24 protein-coding genes and 1 tRNA gene are annotated in these 22,404 nt (G+C 61.8%); 13 read left to right on the top strand and 12 right to left on the bottom strand.

Features of this window, described 5'->3' with window-relative positions:
- Positions 1-116 precede the first annotated feature (116 nt).
- The gene (locus HGI47_RS18615) at positions 117-890 is read left to right on the top strand and encodes a DNA adenine methylase (protein WP_370521793.1); all 774 of its coding nucleotides are present in this window, start codon (positions 117-119) and stop codon (positions 888-890) included.
- On the opposite strand, the gene HGI47_RS18620 is transcribed toward HGI47_RS18615, so the two are convergent.
- On the bottom strand, positions 891-1,265 hold the full coding sequence (locus HGI47_RS18620; protein ID WP_168854283.1) for a thermonuclease family protein: 375 nt from the start codon (positions 1,263-1,265) through the stop codon (positions 891-893).
- Here HGI47_RS18620 and HGI47_RS18625 point away from each other — a divergent pair.
- The 3 genes from HGI47_RS18625 to HGI47_RS18635 all read left to right on the top strand — a co-directional run bounded on the left by HGI47_RS18625 (position 1,264) and on the right by HGI47_RS18635 (position 2,811).
- Complete coding sequence (locus HGI47_RS18625) at positions 1,264-1,422, top strand: hypothetical protein (protein WP_168854284.1); 159 nt, start codon at positions 1,264-1,266, stop codon at positions 1,420-1,422. The two genes, HGI47_RS18620 and HGI47_RS18625, sit on opposite strands and share 2 nt — an antisense overlap.
- Positions 1,423-1,934: 512 nt before the next feature.
- Positions 1,935-2,010: transfer RNA gene (locus tag HGI47_RS18630), tRNA-Val, on the top strand.
- Positions 2,011-2,145: 135 nt separating this feature from the next.
- Positions 2,146-2,811, top strand: a complete 666-nt coding sequence (locus HGI47_RS18635; RefSeq protein WP_168854306.1) for an extensin family protein — start codon at positions 2,146-2,148, stop codon at positions 2,809-2,811.
- Positions 2,812-2,870: 59 nt separating this feature from the next.
- Here the strand turns inward: HGI47_RS18635 and HGI47_RS18640 are convergent, their stop codons facing one another.
- The 5 genes from HGI47_RS18640 to HGI47_RS18660 all read right to left on the bottom strand — a co-directional run bounded on the left by HGI47_RS18640 (position 2,871) and on the right by HGI47_RS18660 (position 7,810).
- Entirely contained in the window at positions 2,871-3,491 is a 621-nt protein-coding gene (locus HGI47_RS18640) for a response regulator transcription factor (protein ID WP_168854285.1), read from the bottom strand.
- 270 nt (positions 3,492-3,761) lie between these two features.
- A complete protein-coding gene (locus HGI47_RS18645; protein ID WP_168854286.1) occupies positions 3,762-4,520 on the bottom strand; it encodes a proteasome-type protease in 759 nt (252 codons plus the stop codon).
- Positions 4,521-4,603: 83 nt separating this feature from the next.
- Positions 4,604-5,416 carry a transglutaminase family protein gene (locus HGI47_RS18650; RefSeq protein WP_168854287.1) on the bottom strand — a complete coding sequence of 271 codons (813 nt, stop codon included), beginning with the start codon at positions 5,414-5,416 and terminating at the stop codon, positions 4,604-4,606.
- An 11-nt stretch (positions 5,417-5,427) separates the two neighbouring features.
- On the bottom strand, positions 5,428-6,375 hold the full coding sequence (locus tag HGI47_RS18655) for an alpha-E domain-containing protein (RefSeq protein ID WP_168854288.1): 948 nt from the start codon (positions 6,373-6,375) through the stop codon (positions 5,428-5,430).
- A 1-nt stretch (position 6,376) separates the two neighbouring features.
- Positions 6,377-7,810, bottom strand: a complete 1,434-nt coding sequence (locus HGI47_RS18660; RefSeq protein ID WP_168854289.1) for a circularly permuted type 2 ATP-grasp protein — start codon at positions 7,808-7,810, stop codon at positions 6,377-6,379.
- Between the two features lie 184 nt (positions 7,811-7,994).
- Between HGI47_RS18660 and HGI47_RS18665 the strand changes: the two genes are divergently transcribed.
- Positions 7,995-10,049, top strand: a complete 2,055-nt coding sequence (locus tag HGI47_RS18665) for a molybdopterin oxidoreductase family protein (RefSeq protein WP_168854290.1) — start codon at positions 7,995-7,997, stop codon at positions 10,047-10,049.
- A gap of 35 nt (positions 10,050-10,084) precedes the next feature.
- On the opposite strand, the gene HGI47_RS18670 is transcribed toward HGI47_RS18665, so the two are convergent.
- Positions 10,085-10,879 carry a triacylglycerol lipase gene (locus HGI47_RS18670; protein ID WP_240950292.1) on the bottom strand — a complete coding sequence of 265 codons (795 nt, stop codon included), beginning with the start codon at positions 10,877-10,879 and terminating at the stop codon, positions 10,085-10,087.
- Positions 10,880-10,978: 99 nt separating this feature from the next.
- Positions 10,979-11,527 carry a DUF3617 domain-containing protein gene (locus tag HGI47_RS18675; RefSeq protein ID WP_168854291.1) on the bottom strand — a complete coding sequence of 183 codons (549 nt, stop codon included), beginning with the start codon at positions 11,525-11,527 and terminating at the stop codon, positions 10,979-10,981.
- A 111-nt stretch (positions 11,528-11,638) separates the two neighbouring features.
- Here HGI47_RS18675 and uvrB point away from each other — a divergent pair, with 111 nt between their 5' ends.
- From uvrB to HGI47_RS18700, 5 genes are read left to right on the top strand one after another with little or no spacing between them, the layout of a single operon-like run.
- Positions 11,639-13,828 (top strand): excinuclease ABC subunit UvrB, encoded by a 2,190-nt coding sequence (uvrB, locus tag HGI47_RS18680; protein WP_168854292.1) that lies wholly within the window; start codon positions 11,639-11,641, stop codon positions 13,826-13,828.
- A gap of 44 nt (positions 13,829-13,872) precedes the next feature.
- Complete coding sequence (locus HGI47_RS18685) at positions 13,873-14,220, top strand: hypothetical protein (RefSeq protein ID WP_168854293.1); 348 nt, start codon at positions 13,873-13,875, stop codon at positions 14,218-14,220.
- Between the two features lie 55 nt (positions 14,221-14,275).
- The gene (locus tag HGI47_RS18690) at positions 14,276-14,623 is read left to right on the top strand and encodes a type II toxin-antitoxin system RelE/ParE family toxin (protein ID WP_168854294.1); all 348 of its coding nucleotides are present in this window, start codon (positions 14,276-14,278) and stop codon (positions 14,621-14,623) included.
- The gene (locus tag HGI47_RS18695; RefSeq protein ID WP_168854295.1) at positions 14,604-14,888 is read left to right on the top strand and encodes an addiction module antidote protein; all 285 of its coding nucleotides are present in this window, start codon (positions 14,604-14,606) and stop codon (positions 14,886-14,888) included. Before HGI47_RS18690 ends, HGI47_RS18695 begins: the two co-directional genes overlap by 20 nt.
- A gap of 7 nt (positions 14,889-14,895) precedes the next feature.
- Positions 14,896-15,462, top strand: coding sequence for a hypothetical protein (locus tag HGI47_RS18700; protein WP_168854296.1), 567 nt, complete (start codon positions 14,896-14,898; stop codon positions 15,460-15,462).
- A 4-nt stretch (positions 15,463-15,466) separates the two neighbouring features.
- On the opposite strand, the gene HGI47_RS18705 is transcribed toward HGI47_RS18700, so the two are convergent.
- Genes HGI47_RS18705 through tsaD form a run of 4 tightly spaced genes read right to left on the bottom strand, consistent with a single transcriptional unit; the run spans position 15,467 to position 19,568 of the window.
- Positions 15,467-16,006: a hypothetical protein gene (locus HGI47_RS18705; protein ID WP_168854297.1), complete on the bottom strand. Its 540-nt coding sequence runs from the start codon at positions 16,004-16,006 to the stop codon at positions 15,467-15,469.
- A gap of 43 nt (positions 16,007-16,049) precedes the next feature.
- On the bottom strand, positions 16,050-17,531 hold the full coding sequence (locus HGI47_RS18710) for a lipopolysaccharide biosynthesis protein (protein ID WP_168854298.1): 1,482 nt from the start codon (positions 17,529-17,531) through the stop codon (positions 16,050-16,052).
- On the bottom strand, positions 17,524-18,519 hold the full coding sequence (locus tag HGI47_RS18715) for an NAD(P)H-dependent glycerol-3-phosphate dehydrogenase (RefSeq protein WP_168854299.1): 996 nt from the start codon (positions 18,517-18,519) through the stop codon (positions 17,524-17,526). The genes HGI47_RS18710 and HGI47_RS18715 overlap by 8 nt, the downstream gene beginning before the upstream one ends.
- The gene (gene tsaD / locus HGI47_RS18720; protein ID WP_168854300.1) at positions 18,516-19,568 is read right to left on the bottom strand and encodes a tRNA (adenosine(37)-N6)-threonylcarbamoyltransferase complex transferase subunit TsaD; all 1,053 of its coding nucleotides are present in this window, start codon (positions 19,566-19,568) and stop codon (positions 18,516-18,518) included. The genes HGI47_RS18715 and tsaD overlap by 4 nt, the downstream gene beginning before the upstream one ends.
- Before the next feature lie 45 nt (positions 19,569-19,613).
- On the opposite strand from tsaD, the gene hemC reads away from it, so the two are divergent.
- Genes hemC through HGI47_RS18735 form a run of 3 tightly spaced genes read left to right on the top strand, consistent with a single transcriptional unit; the run spans position 19,614 to position 22,212 of the window.
- On the top strand, positions 19,614-20,561 hold the full coding sequence (gene hemC / locus HGI47_RS18725) for a hydroxymethylbilane synthase (protein WP_168854301.1): 948 nt from the start codon (positions 19,614-19,616) through the stop codon (positions 20,559-20,561).
- The gene (locus HGI47_RS18730; protein ID WP_168854302.1) at positions 20,558-21,250 is read left to right on the top strand and encodes a uroporphyrinogen-III synthase; all 693 of its coding nucleotides are present in this window, start codon (positions 20,558-20,560) and stop codon (positions 21,248-21,250) included. Before hemC ends, HGI47_RS18730 begins: the two co-directional genes overlap by 4 nt.
- A 29-nt stretch (positions 21,251-21,279) precedes the next feature.
- Positions 21,280-22,212, top strand: coding sequence for a hypothetical protein (locus tag HGI47_RS18735; RefSeq protein ID WP_206066291.1), 933 nt, complete (start codon positions 21,280-21,282; stop codon positions 22,210-22,212).
- Positions 22,213-22,404: the final 192 nt, after the last annotated feature.

A 22,404-nucleotide genomic window follows, 5' to 3' on the forward strand; every position in this document is an offset into this window, starting at 1 on the left:
CACAGCTCGTCTTGTCCCAATCGGTCCCGCCTTGGGGCCAATCCCGCCTGCCGACTCGGCGCGGGAACATTTAAGGAACATGTTGAGTGTTGTCGAATCTTGAACCGGTTGATCCGGTGAAGCCGCTCGCCCCCTATATCGGCGGCAAGCGCAATCTGTCGAAGCGCTTGGTGCAGCGGATCAACGCGGTGCCGCATGAGACATATGCCGAGGTCTTTGTCGGCATGGGCGGTATCTTTCTTCGTCGCGATCGCAGGCCCAAGGGCGAAGTGATCAACGACTGGTCGGAGGACGTGGCAACTTTCTTCCGCGTGGTGCAGCACCATTATGTGCCGTTCCTCGACATGCTGCGCTTTCAAATCACGAGCCGCGCCGGTTTCGAAAAGCTTCTGGCGATGGAGCCAACGTCGCTGACCGATCTGCAAAGGTCGGCGCGGTTCCTGTACCTGCAGCGTCTGGCATTTGGTGGGATGGTAGGCACACGCAGGTTTGGATCAGTGTACGGCGCAGGCGCAAGGTTTGACGTTACCAAGATCGGGCCGATGATCGAGGCCGTGCATGAACGGCTCGCCGGTGTGATCATCGAGCGACTACATTGGACGGACTTCATCACCCGCTACGACAGGCCCTCCACGCTGTTCTATCTTGACCCGCCGTATTATGGGTCGGAGAGCGACTATGGTCGGGACATGTTCCGCCGCGAAGAGTTCCAAACGATGGCAGAGCAGCTGCGCGGCATCCGGGGACGTTTCATCTTATCACTCAATGATCACCCTGAGGTCCGCAGGATCTTCGACGGCTTCACCATCGACGGGGAGCAGGTGCGCTACTCGGTGGGTGGCACACAGAAATCGAAGATTGCTGGCGAGGTTATCATCTCGAACTGCTAGTTATCGCCAAGGTCGCGCAAGACCTTGGTCGATCAGCCACTCGCCCGCGTCACGGCCATTGACTGTTACGCGGGCGAGCGTGCGTTTGTAGACATCGAGGCCTCGCCGCTCGATTCGCACCGTGCCGCGCAGCATGAACCTCTCGAGCGCCACGCGGGCGCGCTCTCCCTTTTCATGATCGCACCATGCCGGATTGCGGCTGCGCTTTAGCCGTTCACGAGAGACGGCGCTGCAGCGCGATGAACCGCGCAGTTCCGGCGCGTCAATGCCCACCAGTCGCACGCGCTCTCCATTGCAGAGGCGAAGGCTGTCGCCATCGGTAACACGCGCCACGCAGGCGCTGGCAGCGGCAGAGAGGGCAATGAGGAGGGGCATGGGCTGCCCCTACCACCCCGACAGGGCTGAGACCACCGCCGCCACCCCCAGCGCGCCGCGCTCGCCCCCACGCCTCGCTTTCGGCTTCTTCGTCGAAAACTATGCAAGTTCGCCCCTTGGCGGCGCGAGGCACGAACGCCCCCATGCGTCGGAATGACATAACATTCCTCACATGCCGCAAAATGTGGAGCAGAAACCCCCGGAAATGCTGCATTTCAGGTGTGAGATCGGAGGCCTAACACCGACGTAATATTTTTTGCGCTCTCACATAATGTCATTGATTTTTCGGAGTTTTCTTAGTCCCCCAAGTTACACTCCCTTGATGTAATATGATTATGTCTATGTTATATAATTATTATGTCGTAAGTGCCTGAAATTGCACACTTGTTATAAATGTTATGCCATTGCGCGTTATACCCTCCGATGTCGTTAAGTTCGCCCTGTGCAGAGATTTCCCGAGGAAAAATCGCCGATCGAGGTAATGGGAACCGCCACCCTTCGACTGTGCGCTTCTATGCAAGTGCGAGACTACGCTGTGCGCCGGAATTCTGGTCGGGACTATGTCGGGACTCTAGGTGCCGATCTGTTCCGCTTGGTGCCGTTTCGTTCCGTGAAGGTAGCGGTTGACGTGGGCAGAAAATGCCCTAAATGCGCGGTCTCCGGGTGACCGGGCGCTTAGCTCAGTTGGTAGAGCATCTCGTTTACACCGAGAGGGTCGGCGGTTCGAGCCCGTCAGCGCCCACCATTTTCCCGGCCCTTCCAAAAACGATCCTAAGAAGATGGCATGTGCCGCGCTTGCGGTGTTTGGTTTGCGATGGGCTGTGGCTTTGCGACCCGATGCTTTAACTCCTTGATAACCATGAAGTGTCAAGTTCATGCCATGTCCCGGCACGCGCTCCTTGTTGCGGCTTTGGCCGCTTTGCTCTCTGGCTGCATCGGCGCGCCTGAGCAGCCGAAACGCCAGCCTGCGCGTGGCACGGGCGCTTCGCTTTCTCAATCACCACAAGCGCGCGCCTGCCTTGCCAATCTGGGGCAGACGCAGGCGAAATTCACACCGCTTGCTGACCAGTATTTCGGCACCGGCTGTTCCAACCTTGGCACCGTGCGGCTTGCGGAGTTGCGGGGCGACGATGCCCGGCTGGAAGTGACCAACCTTGGCCCGGTGACCTGCCCGGTGGCAAGTTCGCTGCAGGGGTGGGCCCGGTTCGGGGTAGATCGGGCGGCACGGCAAATTCTGGGCAGCCCCCTGGCCCGGATCGAGACGATGGGCAGCTATTCGTGCCGCAACGTGGCAGGCACCAACCGGCTTTCGGCCCATGCCACCGCCAATGCGGTCGATGTGGCGGCATTCCGGCTGGCAGACGGGCGGCGGATCAGCGTGGTTTCAGACTGGAACAGCCCCTCGCCGCAAGTCCGCGCCTTTTTGCGAACCGTGCGCGACAGTGCGTGCAAGCGCTTCGGCACCGTCCTCACCCCGGATTACAACGCCGCGCACCGCGATCACTTTCATCTGGAACCGGGCGGATTGAAGCCATTTTGCCGGTGAAAGCAAAAATGGCGGGAACGCTCCCGCCATTTTTCGCATCTGGTTGTCGCCACGTAACGTCAGGCAGCCACTTCATCCAGCCCGGTGGCTTCAATGCGCAGGCGCACAGCTTCTGCGGCGTGGCGTGCACCAAGTTTGCCCATCATCTTCATACGGTGGATTTCGACCGTGCGTGGGCTAATGTCGAGTTCGCGAGCGATGGCCTTGTTGCTGCAGCCTTCAGCAAGGCGATCCAGCACTTCGCGTTCACGCAAAGAAAGCCGGGAGATACGCTGGCGCGCCTCAGCCGCGCGCGCACGCTGGGCGCGGAAAGAGTCAGCCTCTTTCGCGGCGTGAGCAATGGCATCGTTCAAGGGCGCGATCTGCGACGGCATGGCGAGATAATCGAGCGCCCCAGCCTTGATCGCGCGGACTACGGCAGAGGTTTCAGGCGCTTCGGCAATGGCGATGACGGGCAACCAGTGCCCAGCGCGCATCATCGCCGCGATAAGGCGTGGGATGCCTTCGCCCAACGGCTCGTCCTGCGCCAGCACCAGGCCACCCGACGGAGCGTGAGCCAGCAGCTCGTCAGCCGAGGCATAGATTTCAGCATGATGGCCTGCTGCAAACGCCAAGCGTGCGAGCTGCGCCCTGCGGGCGGTATCACCATCGAGGATGTGGAGTGTGACGCGATCAACCATGAGGAGAGGTATGCGCCAGCTGAAATATTTGGCCACAAAGGTTAGTTTCGGAATGAACCGAAACTGAACGCTTTCAGGCCGTCATACACGTTTTTCCTAAGGAAGATCGCTTCGGGAACGGATGCAATCGTTTCAACACGACCGACACCGATGGACAAAATCTGGAATCTTGCGACTAATTCGCAAAGAATCTGTTATTTTTCGGCAAGATAGTGTTAAGCATATCGCATGGCCCGTTAGGCGCTGTTGTGTGTTTGCCTGGGTCGAACATCAGGGGCGATGTTCACCATCTTCGGCAAAGGTATAATCAGGCAACGAATGGAACGCCTGCCGCAGCGCTTCGCTCCAACTTGAAGAGATCGATTTGAAATAGGGGTCGCTGGCCAGGATGCGGCGCTGGTGCAACGGTTCGAACCGATCACGTTCCAGCACCATGAGATCGAAAGGCAGACCAACCGACAGGTTGGCCGCCAGCGTTGAATCGAACGACACCATCAACAGCTTGACCGCATCTTCAAAACTCATCGTCCGATCATAGCCGCGCAGCAGGATCGGACGGCCATACTTGGTTTCGCCAATCTGGAAGAACGGCGTATCAAAGCTGGCTTCGATGAAGTTGCCTTCGGGATAGATCATGAACAGGCGCGGCTCCATGTCCCTGATCTGCCCTGCCACGATCATCGAAGCGGTAAAACGCGGTCCTTCGGACTGCATCCCGCCTTCCTGCCGCCCTTCGATTACGGTGCGCAGCAGATTGCCCACCATCGTGGCGACCTGAAACATCGTCGGCGCTTCGAGCACCGAAGGCCTGCGATCGCTGGGTGCCTTGTTGCGTTCTTCGAGCTGCGAGATCACGGCTTGGGTTGTGGCGAGGTTTCCGGCGGTCATGATCGTGATCTGGCGTTCGCCCGGAACTGACCAGTGAAACATCTTGCGGAAGACCGAGATGTTGTCGACGCCGGAATTCGTGCGCGTGTCGCTCATCAACACGAGGCCCTTGTCGAGCACCATTCCCACGCAATACGTCATCGATCTGCCCCGTCAGCTCGTTCTATTCGCAGAGACACTCGATCCGACCGTGGCCGAATCCCATGCCCTGTCATTATCCCGCCTTATTGTTCCACACGCTGCTGTTCGACGGCAAGCTTCACATGCATGGATTCGTCACGTGCACCGTATCGGATACCGGTGATGGGAGCCGCATCACGATAATCACGTCCGGTCGCCACGCGGACATAGCGGGCATCGGGGCTGATGCCGTTGGAGATATCGAACCCGACCCAGCCCAGCCCTTCGACGAAGGCTTCGGCCCATGCGTGTCCGGCGTCCTGCTCCACCCGGTCGTTCATCATCAGGTAGCCGCTGACATAGCGCGCAGGGATACCCAAGGCACGAGCTGCGCCGATGAAAACATGCGCGTGATCCTGACACACTCCATGCGCCGCCGCGAGCACGCCTTCCGCCGTGGTCGCGGCATCGGTGTGGCCGGTGGAATATTCCACCCTTTCGCGGATCAGCGCGGAAAGGCCGTGTAGCATAGCCAGCGTGTTACCATCCTGCGTCAGGCCCCCCAGCAGGGCACGGGTGCGCGGACCTGCGCGCGTAAGATCAGTCGGCTCCTGAAACTGCCACATCGGCATGAAGCCTGAATGCTTGCCGATGATGCCGGATTCATCGTTGGTATCGACCAGTCCTTTGCAGCGGATCGTCACTTCTTGAACGCCCGGTTCGAAAGAGATCAGGGTAACATGATTGAAGTTAGGATCATCGTATTCGACCTGCGCCTGCGCGCCATCGAAGTGCATGTTCCATTCGATCACGCGTTGGCCGGAGGATGTTTTGGGCTTCAGCCGCAGACGCTGCATCCCGCGACTGACAGGGCCAGAGAAAACGTAATGCGTGGTATGATCTATCGCGAGGCGCATGGAGTTCTGGCCTAATCGATGAAGCGGTAATCGCGCTGAATTTGCAGCGCGAGCGAAGTGTTGTTGCGAATGAACGTGCCAATGAATTCATGCAGGCCCTGTTCGAATATTCCTTCGATCGTGGCCTGATGGAACTGGCAATCGGCATCGCGCAGCAATTCATGGCTGTGCATTTCACCGCCATATTCTCGCGCAAGGCTGGCAAGGTTCGATCGCAGCTTGGAATAGCAGAACGCGAGGCTGCGCGGAAACCGCCCATCGAGAATCAGGAATTCGGCAATGCCGCGCGGGTCCATCCTTCCGGCATTCAGCCAACGATAGGCACGTTCACCCGCGACCGAGCGCAGCACGTTTTCCCACTGCACGTTGTCGAGGCTGGAGCCGACATAGGAAATCGACGGGAGCAGCACGTAATACTTCACGTCAAGGATGCGCGCGGTGTTATCGGCCCGCTCGATGAAGCTGCCAAGCCGCGCGAAATTGTAGATTTCATTGCGCAGCATCGTGCCTTCCATCGCGCCTCGCACTTGCGTAGACTGGCGACGGACGAGATCGAGCACCGCGCCAAGCCGCGTTTCCGTCACCGGGCGGGCCAACGCTTCCTTCAACTGCATCCAGCCATCGTTTACCGATTCCCAAACCTCACGCGTGATGCCCCCTCGCACCATGCGGGCGTTGGTTCGCGCTTCTTCGGTGATCGCTAGGATGCTGCCCGAGTTATCTTTATCCCGAAGGATGAAGTTGAACACATGCGGTCCGGTATACTCCGTCCCGTGCCGCGCCTCAAACGACTGGCGCAAGCCGAGTGTGACGATGAGTGAGCGCCATTCATCGGAAGCGTCGGACGCATCACGCGTAAGCGCCATGCGAAAGCCGGCCTCGATAAGTCGCGAGATGTTCTCTGCCCGTTCAAGGTAGCGGAACAGCCAGAATATGCCGTTTGCGGAGCGTCCCAACATATCAGTCGTCCAGTACCCAGCTATCCTTGGTGCCGCCGCCCTGCGACGAATTCACCACCAGCGATCCCTTTTTCAGCGCCACACGGGTAAGCCCGCCCGGCGTGATGTCGATCCCGTTGGGGCTGACCAGCACGAAGGGGCGCAAATCCACGTGGCGCGGGGCGAGGCCCGCCTTGGTCAGGATCGGCACGGTGGAAAGCGAAAGCGTGGGCTGCGCGATGTAGTTTTCAGGCTTGGCGCGCAGCTTCGCCTCGAACGCGGCAAGTTCCTTTTTCGAAGACGTCGGCCCAATCAACATGCCATAGCCGCCCGAACCGTGGACTTCCTTCACCACCAGTTCGGCAAGGTTTTCGAGCACATACTTGAGCGCGTCGGGTTCTGCACAGCGCCAGGTCGGCACGTTCTGAAGGATGGGCTTTTCGCCGGTATAGAACTCGACGATTTCCGGCATGAACGAATAGATCGCCTTGTCATCGGCAATGCCGGTGCCGGGCGCATTGGCGATGGTGATGCCGCCGCCGCGATAGACATCCATGATGCCTGACACGCCAAGCACCGAATTGGGATTAAAGGTCAGCGGATCGAGGTATTCATCGTCAACGCGGCGATAGAGCACGTCGATCGGTTCATACCCGCGCGTGGTGCGCATCGCGATGCGCCCGTTTTCCACGCGCAGATCGCTGCCTTCGACCAGTTCGGCGCCCATCTGGTCGGCCAGAAATGCGTGTTCGAAATAGGCGGAGTTATAGATTCCCGGCGTCAGCACCGCGACGACAGGCTTCTTGCCCCCGAACCCCGACGGCGCGCAGGCGGCAAGGCTGCGAGCAAGGCGGCGCGGGTAGTCCGAAACTTCACGCACGCGAACGCGGGTGAACAGTTCCGGGAACATCGCCATCATGGTTTCGCGGTTCTCCAGCATGTAGGAGACGCCGCTGGGAGTGCGGGCGTTGTCTTCCAGAACCATGAAATCATCCTCGCCTGTGCGGACGAGATCGATGCCGACGATGTGGGTATAAACCCCGCCCGGCGGCGTGAAGCCGACCATTTCGGGCAGGAACGCCTCGTTGTTCTTCAAAAGCCGCGCCGGCAGGCGGCCCGAACGGACGATTTCCTGACGGTGGTAGAGATCGTGAAGGAAGGCGTTGAGTGCCCTCACCCGCTGTTCGATCCCGCGTGAAAGCTTGCGCCATTGCTGCGCGGTGATGATGCGCGGCACCATGTCGAACGGGATCAGCCGCTCTTCCGCGTCTTCGTTCCCATAGACGTTGAAAGTGATCCCGGTTCGACGGAAGAAAGCCTCGGCCTCGCTCCCCTTGCGCCTTAAGAGATCAGGCGGTTGCTCATCATACCATCCGCAATATCCGGCGTAAGCAGAGCGCACCGATCCATCGGCTTGGAGCATCTCGTCATAGGACGAGGGCGAGGTTTTTTTCATAGGCACATCCCGTTCGATACCGAAGCTTGCACAATGAATCGGGTTTGCCAAGCGCACTCATGCTGCACCTGCGAAATAATTTTGCGCCGCATTGGCTGCGCCCATCGGACAAGCATTTGCGCTTGCCCCGACCACCTGGATTGCGATTTAATCGGCCAGCTAAAAACAAACCCGGAGAAACGCGATGCCGACAATCCACCATCGCACCTGCCATATCTGCGAAGCCAATTGCGGCGTGCTGGTGGAAGTGGAAGGGCGCAACGTGCTTTCGATCAAGGGCGATCCCGACAACCCATTGTCACGCGGTCATATTTGCCCGAAAGGCTCGGCCTTGCAAGACTTGCAGGAAGACCCGGAAAGACTGCGCAAACCGCTGAAACGTGTGGGTTGCGAGTGGCACGAAATCAGCTTCGAACAAGCCTTTGCCGAAATCGGTGAGAAGACCCGCGCGATACTTGCAAAGGATGCGGGTGCATCGGCAGTCTATATCGGCAACCCCAACGCACACTCCTATGGCAACGCGCTCAATGCGGGCTTTCTTGAAAAGGCTCTGCGCACGAAGAACAAATTTTCCGCCAGCACGGTGGACCAGATGCCGCATCAGGTGGCGAATCTGCGGCTGTGGGGCCACGCCAGCATGTTCCCGATTCCGGATGCGGACCGCACGCAGACGCTGGTGATCCTCGGCGGCAATCCGATGGCATCGAACGGATCGTTGTGGACCGTGCCCGATTTCCGCAACCGGATGCGCGATCTGAAAGCGCGAGGCGGAAAGCTGGTTGTGATCGATCCGCGCCGCACCGAAACCGCGAAGATCGCCGACCAGCACCTGTTCATCCGTCCGGCCAGCGATGTGTTCCTGCTTGTGGCATTGCTCAAGGCGGTGATGGAGCGCACGCCTTTCCGCCCGGTGCAGGACTTCGTGACGGGATTGGATGAAGTGCGTGCCTTGCTCGACCGTTTTGACAGCACCGCCTGCGCGACCGCTTGCGGAGTGAAGCTGGATGATATCGAAGCATTGGCAGACCGCTTCACCAGCGGGCCTGCCGTACTGTATGGGCGTATGGGTGTGGCAACGCAGGCGCATGGCACGCTCAACGCCTGGCTGATATCATTGATCAATATCGCAGCAGGGCAACTCGACCGCGAAGGGGGCTGGGTGTTCGGCCTTCCTGCCGTCGATACGGTAGGCGTTCTGCCGCCCGGCTCCATCGGCAGGTTCACGTCGCGCGTTTCGGGGCACCGGTCCGTGCTGGGCGAGTTTCCGGCCGCCGCAATGGTCGAGGAGATCGAGACGCCGGGCAAAGGGCAGATCAAGGCTCTGTTCGTAGTGGCCGGCAATCCGGTGCTCTCCACCCCCAACGGCGCGCGGCTGGCCAAGGCGCTGGACAGCCTTGATCTGATGGTCTCCATCGACATCTACCGCAACGCCACCAGCGCTCAAGCGCATTACATCCTGCCGCCCTCCGGCCCGCTGGAACGCGATCATTACGGGCTGTTCCTGCTGCCGATGGCCGCGCGCACCATCGCGGTCTATTCCCCGCCCACGCTTTCGCAGGAAGATGGCACGCTGCACGACTGGGAAATCCTGCGCGGCCTTGCCCACGCGATCAGCGGAGAACCGGTGCAGGCCCCCACCCCGCGCGAGTCGCTGGACGGCTTGCTGCGCGCGGGGCCTTATGCCCTGACGCTGGAGCAAGTTGAGGCCGCACCTTCGGGCATCGATCTGGGACCGCCGCCTATCGGCCAACTGCCCGCCAGATTGCGGACCGAGGACAAGCGGGTTTCCTGCGATGTAGCGGAGTTCATGGAAGCCCTCGCCGCGCTGGAACTGCCGGTCGAGGAGGCGGCAGGCGGGTTGCGCCTGATCGGCCGTCGCCATCTGCGGACCAACAATTCGTGGCTGGCCAACAGCCGCCGCCTGATCAAAGGACCGGACCGTTGCACCGTGATGATCCATCCCGACGATGCCGATGCGCGCGGCATAGCGGATGGCGGGCAGGTAATCGTGCGTTCGGATGCAGGAGAGATCGCGCTTTGCGCCGAAGTGACCGAGGACATGATGCCCGGCACCGTCTCCATCCCACATGGCTGGGGTCACGCCCTGCCCGGCGTGGCAATGGCCAACGCGCTGGGCAAGCCGGGGGTGAGCGTCAACGACATCACGCTAAGTGCGATTGATACGTTATCAGGGAACGCCGCGTTGAGCGGGATTGCGGTGGAAGTAGCGGCGGCCTGAAGAATAGCGGAACTTGGGTGGCAACCGGGCCTGCCTCAACAATCCGTCAAAAGCCGCTTCAACATCACCGCCACATCGGGGTGAGCCGCAAAGCCAAGGTGCGTGCAACGCAGCGCCACGGCCAGATCACGTTCACCCCTGCGGCCGCAAGCCGAACGGGCCGAGACGATGCCATCGCGCGGACTCCAGATGGCTACAGTCGGCACCGGAGGCTTTGTCGCAAGATCGGTACCGATGGGCGGCGTGTCCACCGAATGCCCAGCGATGAGTTGATAGGCTCGCCAAGCGTTGTTGGCGCGCCGGTCTCCTGAAAACGGGGTGCCCATCGTCACCACCATGCGCACCGCTTCGGGGTGGGCCTTGGCCACTTCGCGCGCGAAGAGCCCGCCAAGGCTCCAGCCGACCAGCACCAACGGTTCGCCTTCTTTGCGCGCCATCGCCACGACACGTTCGCACAGCCGTTTAAAGCGGTCCTCGGTCGCGCCCATGTTGAAGCCCAGCCCCCAGTCGCTGACGCGGTGCCCCGCCGCTTCCAGCGCGCGGGCGAGCGGCCTCATCCGCATAGGGTGTGTACCGAAGCCGGGCAGGAGCATGACGGGGCAGGAATGAACGGGCGGCTCATCCTGGCGCATTGGCTGGCGCGTGGCTTTCCAATGTTCCACCGGTGTGCGCAATTCGCCCAGCAGCGCCTGCCACTTTGGCCCACGCACACCTTGCGGACGCGGCTGGAGCGCCAGAGCGCCCCTCCGTGCCACTTCATCGCGCAGGGTTGAAATGCGGGCCGTAAACTGCCCCATTCCGCCTGCCGGTTCCAGTTGCCTGAACATCATTGCCATTGCCTGCGCCCTATCAGACTAACCGCCGATGAACGCCAGCTTTGGCTGTTTGTTTCAAATTCGTGTCAAGAATATGAAATATGCGCAGTCCGATCAGGACGTTTCATCGCCCTTGCACTCGCCCACGTGCTTTGATGCCATCGCCATTTCGATAGACATGGTTTTGCCATTGGGCGCTGTGCCATCCATGTTCATCGTCATGTCATAGGAATCAGCGCTGTAAGTACCCGCCATCTTCATCTTGGCCGAAGTCCCAACATCGCTGCCCGATCCCTTGCAGGTCATCGTCGCGTCGATCTTGCCATCACCCATCGTGAAGCTGTCATAACGGCAATCCTCGCCCTGCTGACCGAAGAAGCTGCCGTCGGGCTTTTCAGCTTCTTCCTTGGTCAAGCATGACGCGAACGTGCGGCTTTGCCCCATCATCTGCTGCATTGCCTGCTTGGCTTCGGGCGGCATTCCTTCGACATCGAACTTCTTGAAGTTCATCGTCAATTCCCAGCGCCCCGGTTGCAGCTTCATCCCGGCATCGGCCACCGATTTGGCCACTTCGGCGGTAGTGGCATCCTTCTTTTCAACCGTCGCATCATCGCCGCAGGCGGCCAGTGCAAGCAGCGGAAGCAGGGCAATCGTGGCGCGCATAGGACTCTCCGTTTCTGATCCGGCCCGAAGGCTAACAGGCTTGCGCGAAAGCGCCAGCGCCGCTTGCCTTCCGCAGTTGCACGGACGCGGTTTGTTCTCCATATCCGGCATATGGCCGAACTCGTTATTCGCAGGGGACTCGAAGAACCCGACACATCCGGCACTTTTGTGCCCCACCGCCCTGCCCGGCCTGACAAGGTGGAAGGCGGCAAGCCGTTCAAGATAGTATCGGAATACGAACCGGCGGGCGACCAGCCCACCGCCATTGCCGATCTGGTGGAAGGCATCCGTGCCAACGATCAGACGCAGGTACTGCTGGGCGTCACCGGATCGGGCAAGACCTTCACGATGGCACAAGTAATCGAGGCTACGCAGCGTCCAGCACTGATCCTCGCGCCTAACAAAATCCTCGCCGCGCAGCTCTATGGCGAGATGAAGAGCTTCTTCCCCGACAACGCGGTGGAGTATTTCGTCTCCTACTACGATTACTACCAGCCCGAAGCCTATGTCCCCCGGTCTGACACCTATATCGAAAAGGAAAGTTCGACCAACGAGGCGATCGACCGGATGCGCCATTCGGCCACCCGATCCCTGCTCGAACGCGATGACGTTATCATCGTGGCTTCGGTTTCCTGCATCTACGGCATCGGGTCGGTCGAAACCTATTCGGCCATGATCTTCGACCTGAAAGTGGGCGCCAGCGTCGATAGTGGCGAGATCATCCGCAAGCTCGTGGCACTGCAATACAAGCGCAACGACGCGGGCTTTGCGCGCGGCAACTTCCGCGTGCGCGGCGATAATCTTGAAATCTTCCCCTCTCACTATGACGATACCGCATGGCGCATCAGCTTCTTCGGGGACGAGGTGGAGGAGATCGTGGAGTTCGACCCGCTGACCGGCAAGAGCGGCGCGAAGCTGACCAACGTGCGCGTCTATGCCAACTCGCACTACGTCACACCGGGACCGACGATGAAGCAGGCGGCAGATGCAATTCGCTTCGAATTGACCGAGCGGCTGAAGGAACTGGTCGAGGAAGGCAAGCTGCTGGAAGCGCAACGGCTGGAACAGCGCACCAACTTCGATCTTGAGATGATCGCCGCCACCGGATCGTGCGCAGGGATCGAGAATTACAGCCGCTTCCTGACCGGCCGCCTCCCCGGCGAGCCGCCGCCGACGCTGTTCGAGTACCTGCCTGACAATTGCCTGCTGTTCCTCGACGAAAGCCACCAGACCGTGCCGCAGATCGGCGCGATGGCGCGCGGGGACCATCGGCGTAAGCTGACGCTGGCCGAATACGGTTTCCGCCTGCCGAGTTGCATCGACAACCGCCCGCTGCGCTTCAACGAATGGGACGCGATGCGCCCGCAGACCATCGCTGTTTCGGCAACGCCCGCCTCATGGGAAATGGAACAGGCGGGCGGCGTCTTTGCCGAACAGGTGATCCGCCCCACGGGCCTGATCGACCCGCCGGTGCTGATCCGCCCGGTGGAAGATCAGGTTCAGGACTGCATCAACGAATGCAAGGCAACTGCCGCGCAGGGCTATCGCACGCTGGTCACCACGCTGACCAAGCGCATGGCCGAAGACCTGACCGAATTCATGCACGAAGCGGGCCTGCGCGTCCGCTACATGCATTCGGATGTTGAAACGCTGGAACGCATAGAGCTGATCCGCGATCTGCGGCTTGGCGTTTATGACGTGCTGGTGGGCATCAACCTGCTGCGCGAAGGCCTCGACATTCCCGAATGCGGGCTGGTGTGCATTCTGGACGCCGACAAGGAAGGCTTCCTGCGCAGCGAAACCTCGCTGATCCAGACCATCGGCCGCGCCGCGCGCAACGTCGATGGCCGCGTGATCCTTTATGCCGACCGGATGACCGGCAGCATGGAACGCGCCATCGCCGAAACCGACCGCCGCCGCGCCAAGCAGGAGGCCTATAACCTCGAACACGGTATCACCCCGCAGACGATCAAGCGCAACATCCACGATATCGTGGCGGACACGGCGAGCCGCGACGGCGTGCTGGTCGACATCGACGCGGACGGCGCCAACAACCTCGTCGGCCACAACCTGCGCGCCTACATCGAAGACCTCGAAAAGAAGATGCGCGCGGCAGCGGCGGATCTCGAGTTCGAGGAAGCTGGCCGGTTGCGTGACGAGATCCGGAAGCTGGAGGCAACGGAGCTGGGTTTGCCGGAGGGGGATCGGAAAGCGCCGATTGTCGGGCGGAGCAACGAGGGCAAGCCGGGGACACGCAAGACGCGGTACGGGAAGAGCCAAAAGACGAAGTGGGGGCGTTGACAAAATCCAATTTTTGGATTTTATAAATCCCGAAAGGGGTTTTTATGCGCGACTATAGACATATTGCACTTATCATTGCGGCCTGTGTTGCAGAGTCTGGGAAAACTCGACTGCGAATAAGCAAAGCTCAATTTCGGCGCATTTCTGGTAGATCACAAGTTAAAAGAGGTCTCATCACCAACGTGCGAGACTGGCTAGAAGATTTCGGCGTTGCCATGTTCGAAAATAGCAGGGGTGGATACGCCTTAGTTTCAATAGAATCCTTAGAAGGAGCGCCACCCATAAAGCTTAATGCTTTACTTCCCAATTGGAGAACAATTGAAGAGACAGATCTCCTTAAGATCATCGGACACACTGACGCGGATGAAGCGGAAGATGGCGAGGATGAATGAGAATTTTCTCCGAGCAATGAAGAGTGATCCCTGAGGGAAGTGTGATTGGCTTTACATGAACAATTATGTCCCCTATAAAGGACAGGCCTTCCAGCTGTCGGAAACGCCCGACTTCTCGGATTGGCTCGGCTCTTTGCGGGACCGGCGGGCGCGGGCAAGGATCGTGGTTCGCCTTGAACGCTTGGCCGACGGGAATTTCGGTGACAGCAAGTCCCTGAAGGGCGGCGTCCACGAACTTCGCGTCGACTATGGGCCGGGCTACCGGGTGTACTTCTTCCAGCGGGGCAAAGAGCTTGTCATTCTCCTGTGCGGAGGCGACAAGCGCACGCAGGATGCCGACATTGCCCATGCAAAGCGGCTGAAGGAAGAGATCGAGCGCACCGATGGAGCTTCGCCCATTTGATCCCGCCAACTACCTCGAGACCGAGGAGGACATCCTCTTCTATCTCGAGGCTGCGATGGAAGGGAACGACCCCAGGCATATCGCCGGGGCGCTGGGCAACATCGCCCGATCCAAAGGCATGAGCGAGATCGCCCGCAAGACCGGGCTTGGGCGGCAGGCACTTTACAAATCGCTCTCCGAAGACGGCAATCCCACGCTGGAAACCCTGGTGGCTGTTTTGTCCGTGCTTGGCCTCGAATTGACTGTGCAGAAGCGCGCTGCCTGATTCCGCTGTGAAATCCCTTATCGCAACAACCCTTGCCCTAACCCTCGCCGCCTGTTCGCAGTCCCCTGCCGCAACAGTGCGCGATGGTGCGCCGGACAACGCCGTGCGAATGGTCATGCCTGAGGGCGAGGCCCTTCCCGGTGCGCGCGATACGGCGTCCACGCCATCGTGGGCGGCAGCGCCGGATGCTCAAGTGGCTCGGTTTGGGGAGCCGGGGAATGCGCCGCTGGTGTCGGTCGCCTGTCGTGAAGGCGTACTGGTCGTCACACGCCACGCCGCTGCGCCGGTAGGAGCGCAGGCCTTGTTTGCGCTGGTCGGGCGCGAGGGCATCCTGCGCCTGCCGGTGGATGCCACATCGGTGCCCGGCCAGCGCGGTTATCTGTGGCAGGGCACCATTGCAGCCGATGACGCGCGCGCTGCCGTTATGCGCGGGCCTTTTACCGGGACTTTGCCGGGTGCGGGCATGATAAAGGTGGCTGCGGGCAGTGCCATCAGTGATGTGATCGCCCGCTGCCGGAACTCTGCGCCTGCGATAGTGCCTGCGCCGGTCGCTCCGGCGCAAACGTTGGAATAAGCGCTCAGACCTTGCCGAATTTGGCTTCGTAAGCGGCAGTATCGCCAGTGGCCAGAAGCTTGGCCTGTTCAACCCAATTGTCCCGCTTGGCCCGGCCCGCAAAAGTGCCAAGCTGCGCGTCGATCCGGGCAATATCCTCGTCGGTCCATGCTGCAATCTGGGCATAGCTGGTCACGCCAAGCGAGGCGAGCAGCGCCTTCAGCTTTGGCCCGACACCCTTGATCCGGCCGAGATCATCGCCCTGCGGCGCGGCCTGAGCCGGTGCTGCCTCTGTGATCTCTTCCGCCGCAGCCGCTGCCACAACCTCGCCAATACCGGCCATCGTGCCCACGCCCGGCGGCGGGGTTACCAGCGCCGCCGCGCTGGGCGCATCGATCAGCGCCGTGTTGCGCGCGGCCTTTTCCGCGCCTTCGGAAAGGACATCGGTATATTCGCGTTTCTTGGGCGCGGGCTTGCTCCGCCCCCAGATCCACCAAACAACGAACACCACCACCAGCACGATGCCAGCCAGCAAAGCCTGGTTGGCTTCGAACATCTGCATCATTCAGAAATCCCCTTGGCTTTCAGGCCCGGTGCCACAAGGCCGGTCAGGCAGCCTGCTGCTTGCGAAACAGCACGCGGTCCTCCGGCCCGAACGCGCGGACCCACAACATGTAGCAGTAAATACCCAGAATCATGGGAATTCCAAAGGCTAGTTCAGCCCATTCGGGCAACCACGTGCTGGCAATGCCCACCGCTAGTGCCGGAATGATCGCCCACGCCAGTCCCCAGCGCCAATTGCTGATGCTGTGGCCCAGAATGCGCGAAAGGACGCGCGACTTTACCGCCGATGACAAGCCCAACGAAATCGCCAGCGCCAGCGATGCCGCTGCGGCAACATACATCGGCCCCCAGCCCGCATTCTTGGCGACAAGAATCAACGCCGTGGTCAGCACCGCCTGGAATGCAATCGTCGCAAGGCTGATCCACAGGTTACGCATCCGTGCGAGGTAAACCAGCGCAGCCTCGCTCACCACTGCCTTTGATGCCACGACTTCAGCGACCAGCAGAAACGCCAGCGCTGCCGTGCCCGATACGAAGGCCGGCCCGCCAAGGCCCATCAGCCCCTCGCCCGGAATGCCCAGCGCCATCGCAATTCCGATCTGCGCCGCGCCGATCCAGAAGCCGACCTGGCAGACCTGCTTGGCAATCGCTGCATAGTCCTTGTCTTTCACGCTGCGGGTGATCACCGGCCCCAGCACCGGCTCGAAGCTGGTCTTCAGCTTCTGCGGCAACGAGGCGAACTGCTGTGCGAAGTAGTAGATACCCACCGCCGCCTCACCCACGAAGAAACGCAGGATGAATACGTCAAGCTTGCGCGTGCCCCACTCGACCGCATCGGCCCCGGCCAGCGGGATATTCCGCCGCGCGATCTGCCACAGCAGTACCGGGTGCGGCTTCCACGCACGCGGCAGGCCATAGCTTTTCAGCAGCACGATGACCGCCACCGCCGTCGCCGCCCACACCGATGCGAGATAGGCAAGGCTGAGGCCGGATGATGGCCAGATGAAGAAGAACGCTCCCGCAGCAATGGAGATCGTCCACGGCTCTACCACCGAACGCGCGCGCACCGTGGTTGCCACATCAAAGCGGTAGGCAAGCGCCGCCAACGCAAGATCGCCCAGCGCAAGGCCGGGAATCGCCAGCACCAGCAGCCGATCGGCCAAAGTGAAGTTGCCGCTGGGATACATCGAGTCGGGGAAAAGATAGATCAGCGCGCCCATGCCCAGCGCCAGCGACATGGCCAGCAGAACCGCATCGCCCACCACGTTGGCAGGATGCTCGTCCCCCTCCGCAAGCCGTTGCGCAAGACCGCGCTTCTGCCCCAGCGTCGCCAGCATTCCGGCGAATTCGACCATGACCAGCGCCGAAGCGAAACGGCCCATCGCGGGGGCGCCGTACAAGCGGCTGGCGATGAAAAGGAATGGCATTCGCGCCAGCAGGCGCAGCAGGAAGCCGAGGAAATTGGTGCGCCCGCCCTTGGCCAGCGCGGCAATATCCTGCTGCGGGGGCTGCGCTGAATCAGACAAGCGGAGTTTCTGCCTTTAGCGGGCGGGAAAGCAAGCCGGCCACCACATCGCGCGCCGGCGCCCCGCCTTCAAGCAGCGTCACCACCGCTTCGACTATCGGCATAGAAATGCCACGATTGCGCGCGACCTCTGCCAGCACCGGCGCGGTGAATGCACCTTCGGCCACCGAATTCTTCGCACCCAGCACATCAGCAGCCCGCGCCCCTTCGCCCAGCGCCTTGCCGAGAGAGAAGTTGCGGCTGGACGTGGACGAGCAGGTCAGAACAAGGTCGCCCAGCCCCGAAAGCCCCGCCAGCGTCTCTGCCCGCGCGCCTAGCGCCAGCCCGAAGCGCTGCATTTCGGCAAAGCCCCGGCTGATCAGCGCCGCGCGGGCATTTTGGCCAAGCCCCAGCCCATCGACCACGCCACAGGCAATCGCCAGCACGTTCTTTACCGCTCCACCAATCTCAGCGCCGGTCACATCATCGGAATAATAGGGGCGGAAGCTGGGCCGCGCGATGGCTGCAGAGAGCCGCTGCCACTGCGCCTCACCGCCTTCACATGCCAACGTCACCGCCGTGGGCAGGCCCGCAGCCACTTCATGCGCAAACGTCGGGCCGGACAGCACGGCAAGGCTGGCACCGGGTGCCGCAGCGCGGGCCACATCGGCCATCAATCTGCCTGTGCCTGCCTCGATACCCTTCGAACACAGCACCACATCGCCGCCTTCGCGCCCGATACCTGCCAGCACATTGGCAAGGAACTGCGCCGGGGTAACCAGCAGCAAAACCGGCAAGGCTGCCATATCGGCAAGATCGGTCGTCGCGCGGATCGTGGGCGCGAGCTTGGCCGATGGCAGGAACAGGCTGTTGGTGCGGGCGGTGTTGATCTCATCCACCAGTTCGGCCTCGCGCGCCCACAGCAGCACGTCGCGCCCATCGCTGGCCAGCATCTGCGCAAGGGCCGTGCCCCATGCGCCTGCGCCAACGACCCCTACGTCACCGGTCATCCCTTTACCCCCGCACCGCGCACCGGCGCGGCATTGGCATCAAGCGGCCAGCGCGGGCGCGCCGCCACATCCAGCGGATCGCTGTATCCCAGAGCAAAGCGTTCCGCGCCAGCCCAGCCGATCATCGCCGCGTTGTCTGTGCACAGTTTCGGCGGCGGCGCGACCAGCGGAAGCCCATGATCCGCGGCCAGAGCCTCCAAAGCCCCACGCAACGCGGCGTTGGCGGCAACCCCGCCCGCGACGACCAGCGCGGTCATGCCCGGAGCCGCCGCGCCAAGCGCAATCCGCGTGCGGTCCACCACGCAATCGAGCGCGGCCTGCTGGAAAGAGGCGGCGATATCCGCATCGGTGTGAATACCCGCATCCTTCGCCCGCATCACCGCGCTTTTCAGGCCGGCAAAGGAGAAGTGCGGCTCTCCACTCCCCACCAGTGGGCGCGGCAGCGGCACGGCTTTCGCATCGCCCTCACGCGCCAGCCGCTCTACCGCAGGCCCGCCCGGATAGCCCAGCCCAAGGATCTTGGCCGTCTTGTCAAACGCTTCGCCCAGCGCATCATCGATCGTCGTGGCCAGACGGCGATACTGGCCCACGCCCGCCACTTCCAAAATCTGGCAATGTCCACCCGACACCAGCAGCAGCAGATAGGGATAGTGCAAAGATGGATCAGCCAGACGCGGCGAAAGCGCGTGACCTTCAAGATGGTTGACCGCAACCAGCGGCTTGTCCGCCGCCATTGCCAGCGCCTTGGCCGTAACCAGCCCCACCATCACGCCACCGATCAGCCCCGGCCCTGCGGTGGCGGCAATCGCATCCATATCGCCCAGCGTCAGCCCCGCATCGGCCAGCACGGCTTCTACCATCGGCGCCAGCACTTCGACATGCGCGCGCGCCGCGATTTCGGGCACCACGCCGCCATAGGGCCGGTGCGCATCGTCTTGCGAGGCAATGCGCTGCGCCACGATCCGCGCGGCCAGCGTGGTGCCATTGCCGTCGATCACCGCAGCAGCGGTTTCATCACAACTGGATTCTATGCCAAGGATCAGGGCCATCTGGCGCTTCCCTCTAGTGATAAACGCCGTTACGGCAAGCGGCGCATGAACACGCTGTCATCTGAACGCCCCCTTATCCGCCCGCTCAAACTGGGCACACGCGCCTCCCCGCTGGCGATGGCGCAGGCTTTCGAGGCCCGTGCGCGGCTTTGCGCGGCGCATGGCTGGGACGAGGCGATGGTCGAGATCCTGCCCGTTACCGCCAGTGGCGACAAGATCCTTGACCGTCCTCTGGCCGAGATCGGAGGCAAGGCGCTGTGGACCAAGGAACTCGATGCCTGGCTGTTCGAAGGCGAGATCGACTTTGCCGTCCATTCGATGAAGGACGTTGAAACGATCCGCCCTGAACAATTCTGCATCGCCGCCGTTCTTCCGCGCGCCGACGTGCGTGACGTGCTTGTAGGTGCGGCCTCCATCCATGCCATTCCGCCCGGTGCGCGCGTCGGCACCAGCGCGCCGCGCCGCGCCGCACAGATGCTTCACGCCCGTTCCGACCTGAAAATCGTGGGCTTTCGCGGCAATGTTGCCACCCGCTTGGCCAAACTGCAGGCCGGTGAGGCCGACGTGACATTGCTGGCCGCCGCCGGTCTGCAAAGGCTCGAAGAAACAGGTGTCGGCACCCCGCTCGACGAACACGAATGGCTTCCCGCCCCGGCACAGGGGGCAATTGGCATCGAATGCCTTGCCGCCAACGATGACGTGCGCCACTGGCTCGCCGCCATCGATGATCGCCCCACGCATGAAGCCGTTCTGGCAGAACGCGCGCTGCTGAAAGCGCTGGGCGGCAATTGCCACAGCCCGATTGCGGTGCTGACGACGCATCATGAAGCATCGCTCACCCTGCGCGCCGCGATCTTCAGCCCCGACGGGGCAGAACGTGTGGAAGCGCACGAGACGTTTGCGCCGGGCGACAGTGCCGGACCACAGCGCCTTGCCCATCGCCTGCTGGCCGATGCGCCGGAATCGATCACGGTGCACTTTTCAGGCGAATGACTGCGCCTGCCAAACAGCTCCCGCTGGTCGTGATCCGCCCGGAGCCGGGCAACCACGCGACTTGCACGGCAGCGCACGAACGCGGGATCGAAGCGCTGGCCTTTCCGCTGTTCACGATAGAACCGCTTGCCTGGCACCCACCGCACAGTTCCTTCGATGCAATCCTGGCAGGCAGCGCCAATGTGTTCCGCCACGGCGGCGCCGCGCTGGATGCGCTGAAAGCCGTTCCGGTCATCGCTGTGGGCGAAACCACCGCCGCCGCTGCCCGCGCCGCAGGCTTCACGATCAGGCAAATCGGTGAAGGTGGCCTGCAACCCGTGGTCGCCACGCTTCCGCCCGGAAGATACATCCGAATCGCCGGGGAAGATCGGGTAGAGCTTGCTCCGCCAGCAGGCGTGCGAATCGAAACCTTGGTTGCTTATGCGGCACGCAGATCACCCTTTCCGCGTGCGCTGGCGCACGTTCTGGGAAGCGGCGCAGTCGTGCTTCTGCACTCCGGTGAAGCAGCACGCCATTTCGTGACAGAGTGTGAAAGGCTTGGAATCTCTAAGCAATCGCTCTACCTCGCCTGCCTTGCACCCCGCATCGCCATGATGGCGGGCGAAGGTTGGGCAGGGGTGGCAACGGCTTCAGCCAGAACCGATGCCATGCTGCTGGAACTTGCCATCGGAATGTGCCAGAAAGTGTGACTTCGGGGCGACAGGACAAGCGAAAAAGAATGCAGGATCTTGGCTATAGCCCGCAAGCGGCACCGCGACGAAGCGGTCTTGGCGGGCGCACAGTCGCGGCTCTGGTTGCCGGATGCCTTCTTGCGGGTGCCGCTGGCGCCGCATGGCTGGGCTGGCACAACGGATTGATCGATGTGCGCATGGGCGATTCGGGCGTGCCGCAACTCATCACCTCCCCCGCCACCCCGCCCTCACCCAGCGCCACTGCGGCTGAAGCCGTCGCCAATCAGGCGCAGATCGATGCGCAGATTTCCACCGCTACGGCCCGCCTCGCCACGCTGGAGCAGCGGCTGGCGGAACTCAACCAGCAGGCGCTGGCAGCATCGGGCAATGCCACCCACGCCGAAGCGCTACTGCTCGCCTTCGCGGCACGCCGCGCGGTGGAACGCGGCCAGCCGCTTGGCTGGATCGAAGCACAATTGCGTGCGCGCTTCGGCCAGACCCAAGGCGCCGCGGTGGATCGCGTGATCGCGGCCAGCGCCACGCCCGTCACGCTTACGCAACTGGGCGAAGAGTTCGAACTGCTGGGCGCAGAACTGGTCGGCGGATCGAAGAACGAAGGCACGTGGGACTGGTTCAGCCGTCAGGTTTCAGACCTGTTCGTAATCCGCCACGACGATTCCCCTTCGCCCGCACCGGAAGTGCGGCTTGACCGCACCCGCGCGTTTCTCGCCGGGGGCAAGGTCGAAGCCGCCGTTGCCGAAGTGGAAAAGATGCCGGGCCGCGAAGTGGCGAACGACTGGATCGTGCGCGCCCGCGATTACATGGCCACACAACGCGCGCTCGACCAGATCGAAGCCGCAGCCCTCACCGGCGGACAGCCGGTTGCCGCACCAGCACCAACGGTCGCGCCCGAACCGACGGCCAGCGCAGCGCCCACTGTGCCGCCACTGCCACCGGCGGGGTCTACGCCAGAGGTTTGAGGTGGAGCGGCATTAAAGGCGGCGGTCAGGGTCCGCTTTGACAGCTTTTCGTTTTGAAAGCTGCCGTTCGGGACACGACGCCATTGTAGCCGTCTGAATCACTGACCGGCTGACGCCGGTAGGATCAAGCGGTGGGGCTAAAGCCGTCCTTGTGGGTATGTCGGTCGAGGTAACGCATGATGATGTCATCGG

It is taken from the genome of Novosphingobium sp. ERN07 (assembly GCF_012641335.1).
Taxonomy (GTDB): Bacteria; Pseudomonadota; Alphaproteobacteria; order Sphingomonadales; family Sphingomonadaceae; genus Novosphingobium.

Excerpts from the sequence above, each read along its gene's own strand:
- HGI47_RS18625 (WP_168854284.1), top strand. The coding sequence starts at position 1,264 with ATGGGCTGCCCCTACCACCCCGACAGGGCTGAGACCACCGCCGCCACC.
- HGI47_RS18620 (WP_168854283.1), bottom strand. The coding sequence starts at position 1,265 with ATGCCCCTCCTCATTGCCCTCTCTGCCGCTGCCAGCGCCTGCGTGGCG.
- HGI47_RS18635 (WP_168854306.1), top strand. The coding sequence starts at position 2,146 with ATGTCCCGGCACGCGCTCCTTGTTGCGGCTTTGGCCGCTTTGCTCTCT.
- HGI47_RS18640 (WP_168854285.1), bottom strand. The coding sequence starts at position 3,491 with ATGGTTGATCGCGTCACACTCCACATCCTCGATGGTGATACCGCCCGC.
- HGI47_RS18645 (WP_168854286.1), bottom strand. The coding sequence starts at position 4,520 with ATGACGTATTGCGTGGGAATGGTGCTCGACAAGGGCCTCGTGTTGATG.
- HGI47_RS18650 (WP_168854287.1), bottom strand. The coding sequence starts at position 5,416 with ATGCGCCTCGCGATAGATCATACCACGCATTACGTTTTCTCTGGCCCT.
- HGI47_RS18655 (WP_168854288.1), bottom strand. The coding sequence starts at position 6,375 with ATGTTGGGACGCTCCGCAAACGGCATATTCTGGCTGTTCCGCTACCTT.
- HGI47_RS18660 (WP_168854289.1), bottom strand. The coding sequence starts at position 7,810 with ATGAAAAAAACCTCGCCCTCGTCCTATGACGAGATGCTCCAAGCCGAT.
- HGI47_RS18665 (WP_168854290.1), top strand. The coding sequence starts at position 7,995 with ATGCCGACAATCCACCATCGCACCTGCCATATCTGCGAAGCCAATTGC.
- HGI47_RS18670 (WP_240950292.1), bottom strand. The coding sequence starts at position 10,879 with ATGATGTTCAGGCAACTGGAACCGGCAGGCGGAATGGGGCAGTTTACG.
- HGI47_RS18675 (WP_168854291.1), bottom strand. The coding sequence starts at position 11,527 with ATGCGCGCCACGATTGCCCTGCTTCCGCTGCTTGCACTGGCCGCCTGC.
- uvrB (WP_168854292.1), top strand. The coding sequence starts at position 11,639 with ATGGCCGAACTCGTTATTCGCAGGGGACTCGAAGAACCCGACACATCC.
- HGI47_RS18685 (WP_168854293.1), top strand. The coding sequence starts at position 13,873 with ATGCGCGACTATAGACATATTGCACTTATCATTGCGGCCTGTGTTGCA.
- HGI47_RS18690 (WP_168854294.1), top strand. The coding sequence starts at position 14,276 with ATGAACAATTATGTCCCCTATAAAGGACAGGCCTTCCAGCTGTCGGAA.
- HGI47_RS18695 (WP_168854295.1), top strand. The coding sequence starts at position 14,604 with ATGGAGCTTCGCCCATTTGATCCCGCCAACTACCTCGAGACCGAGGAG.
- HGI47_RS18705 (WP_168854297.1), bottom strand. The coding sequence starts at position 16,006 with ATGATGCAGATGTTCGAAGCCAACCAGGCTTTGCTGGCTGGCATCGTG.
- HGI47_RS18715 (WP_168854299.1), bottom strand. The coding sequence starts at position 18,519 with ATGACCGGTGACGTAGGGGTCGTTGGCGCAGGCGCATGGGGCACGGCC.
- tsaD (WP_168854300.1), bottom strand. The coding sequence starts at position 19,568 with ATGGCCCTGATCCTTGGCATAGAATCCAGTTGTGATGAAACCGCTGCT.
- hemC (WP_168854301.1), top strand. The coding sequence starts at position 19,614 with ATGAACACGCTGTCATCTGAACGCCCCCTTATCCGCCCGCTCAAACTG.
- HGI47_RS18730 (WP_168854302.1), top strand. The coding sequence starts at position 20,558 with ATGACTGCGCCTGCCAAACAGCTCCCGCTGGTCGTGATCCGCCCGGAG.
- HGI47_RS18735 (WP_206066291.1), top strand. The coding sequence starts at position 21,280 with ATGCAGGATCTTGGCTATAGCCCGCAAGCGGCACCGCGACGAAGCGGT.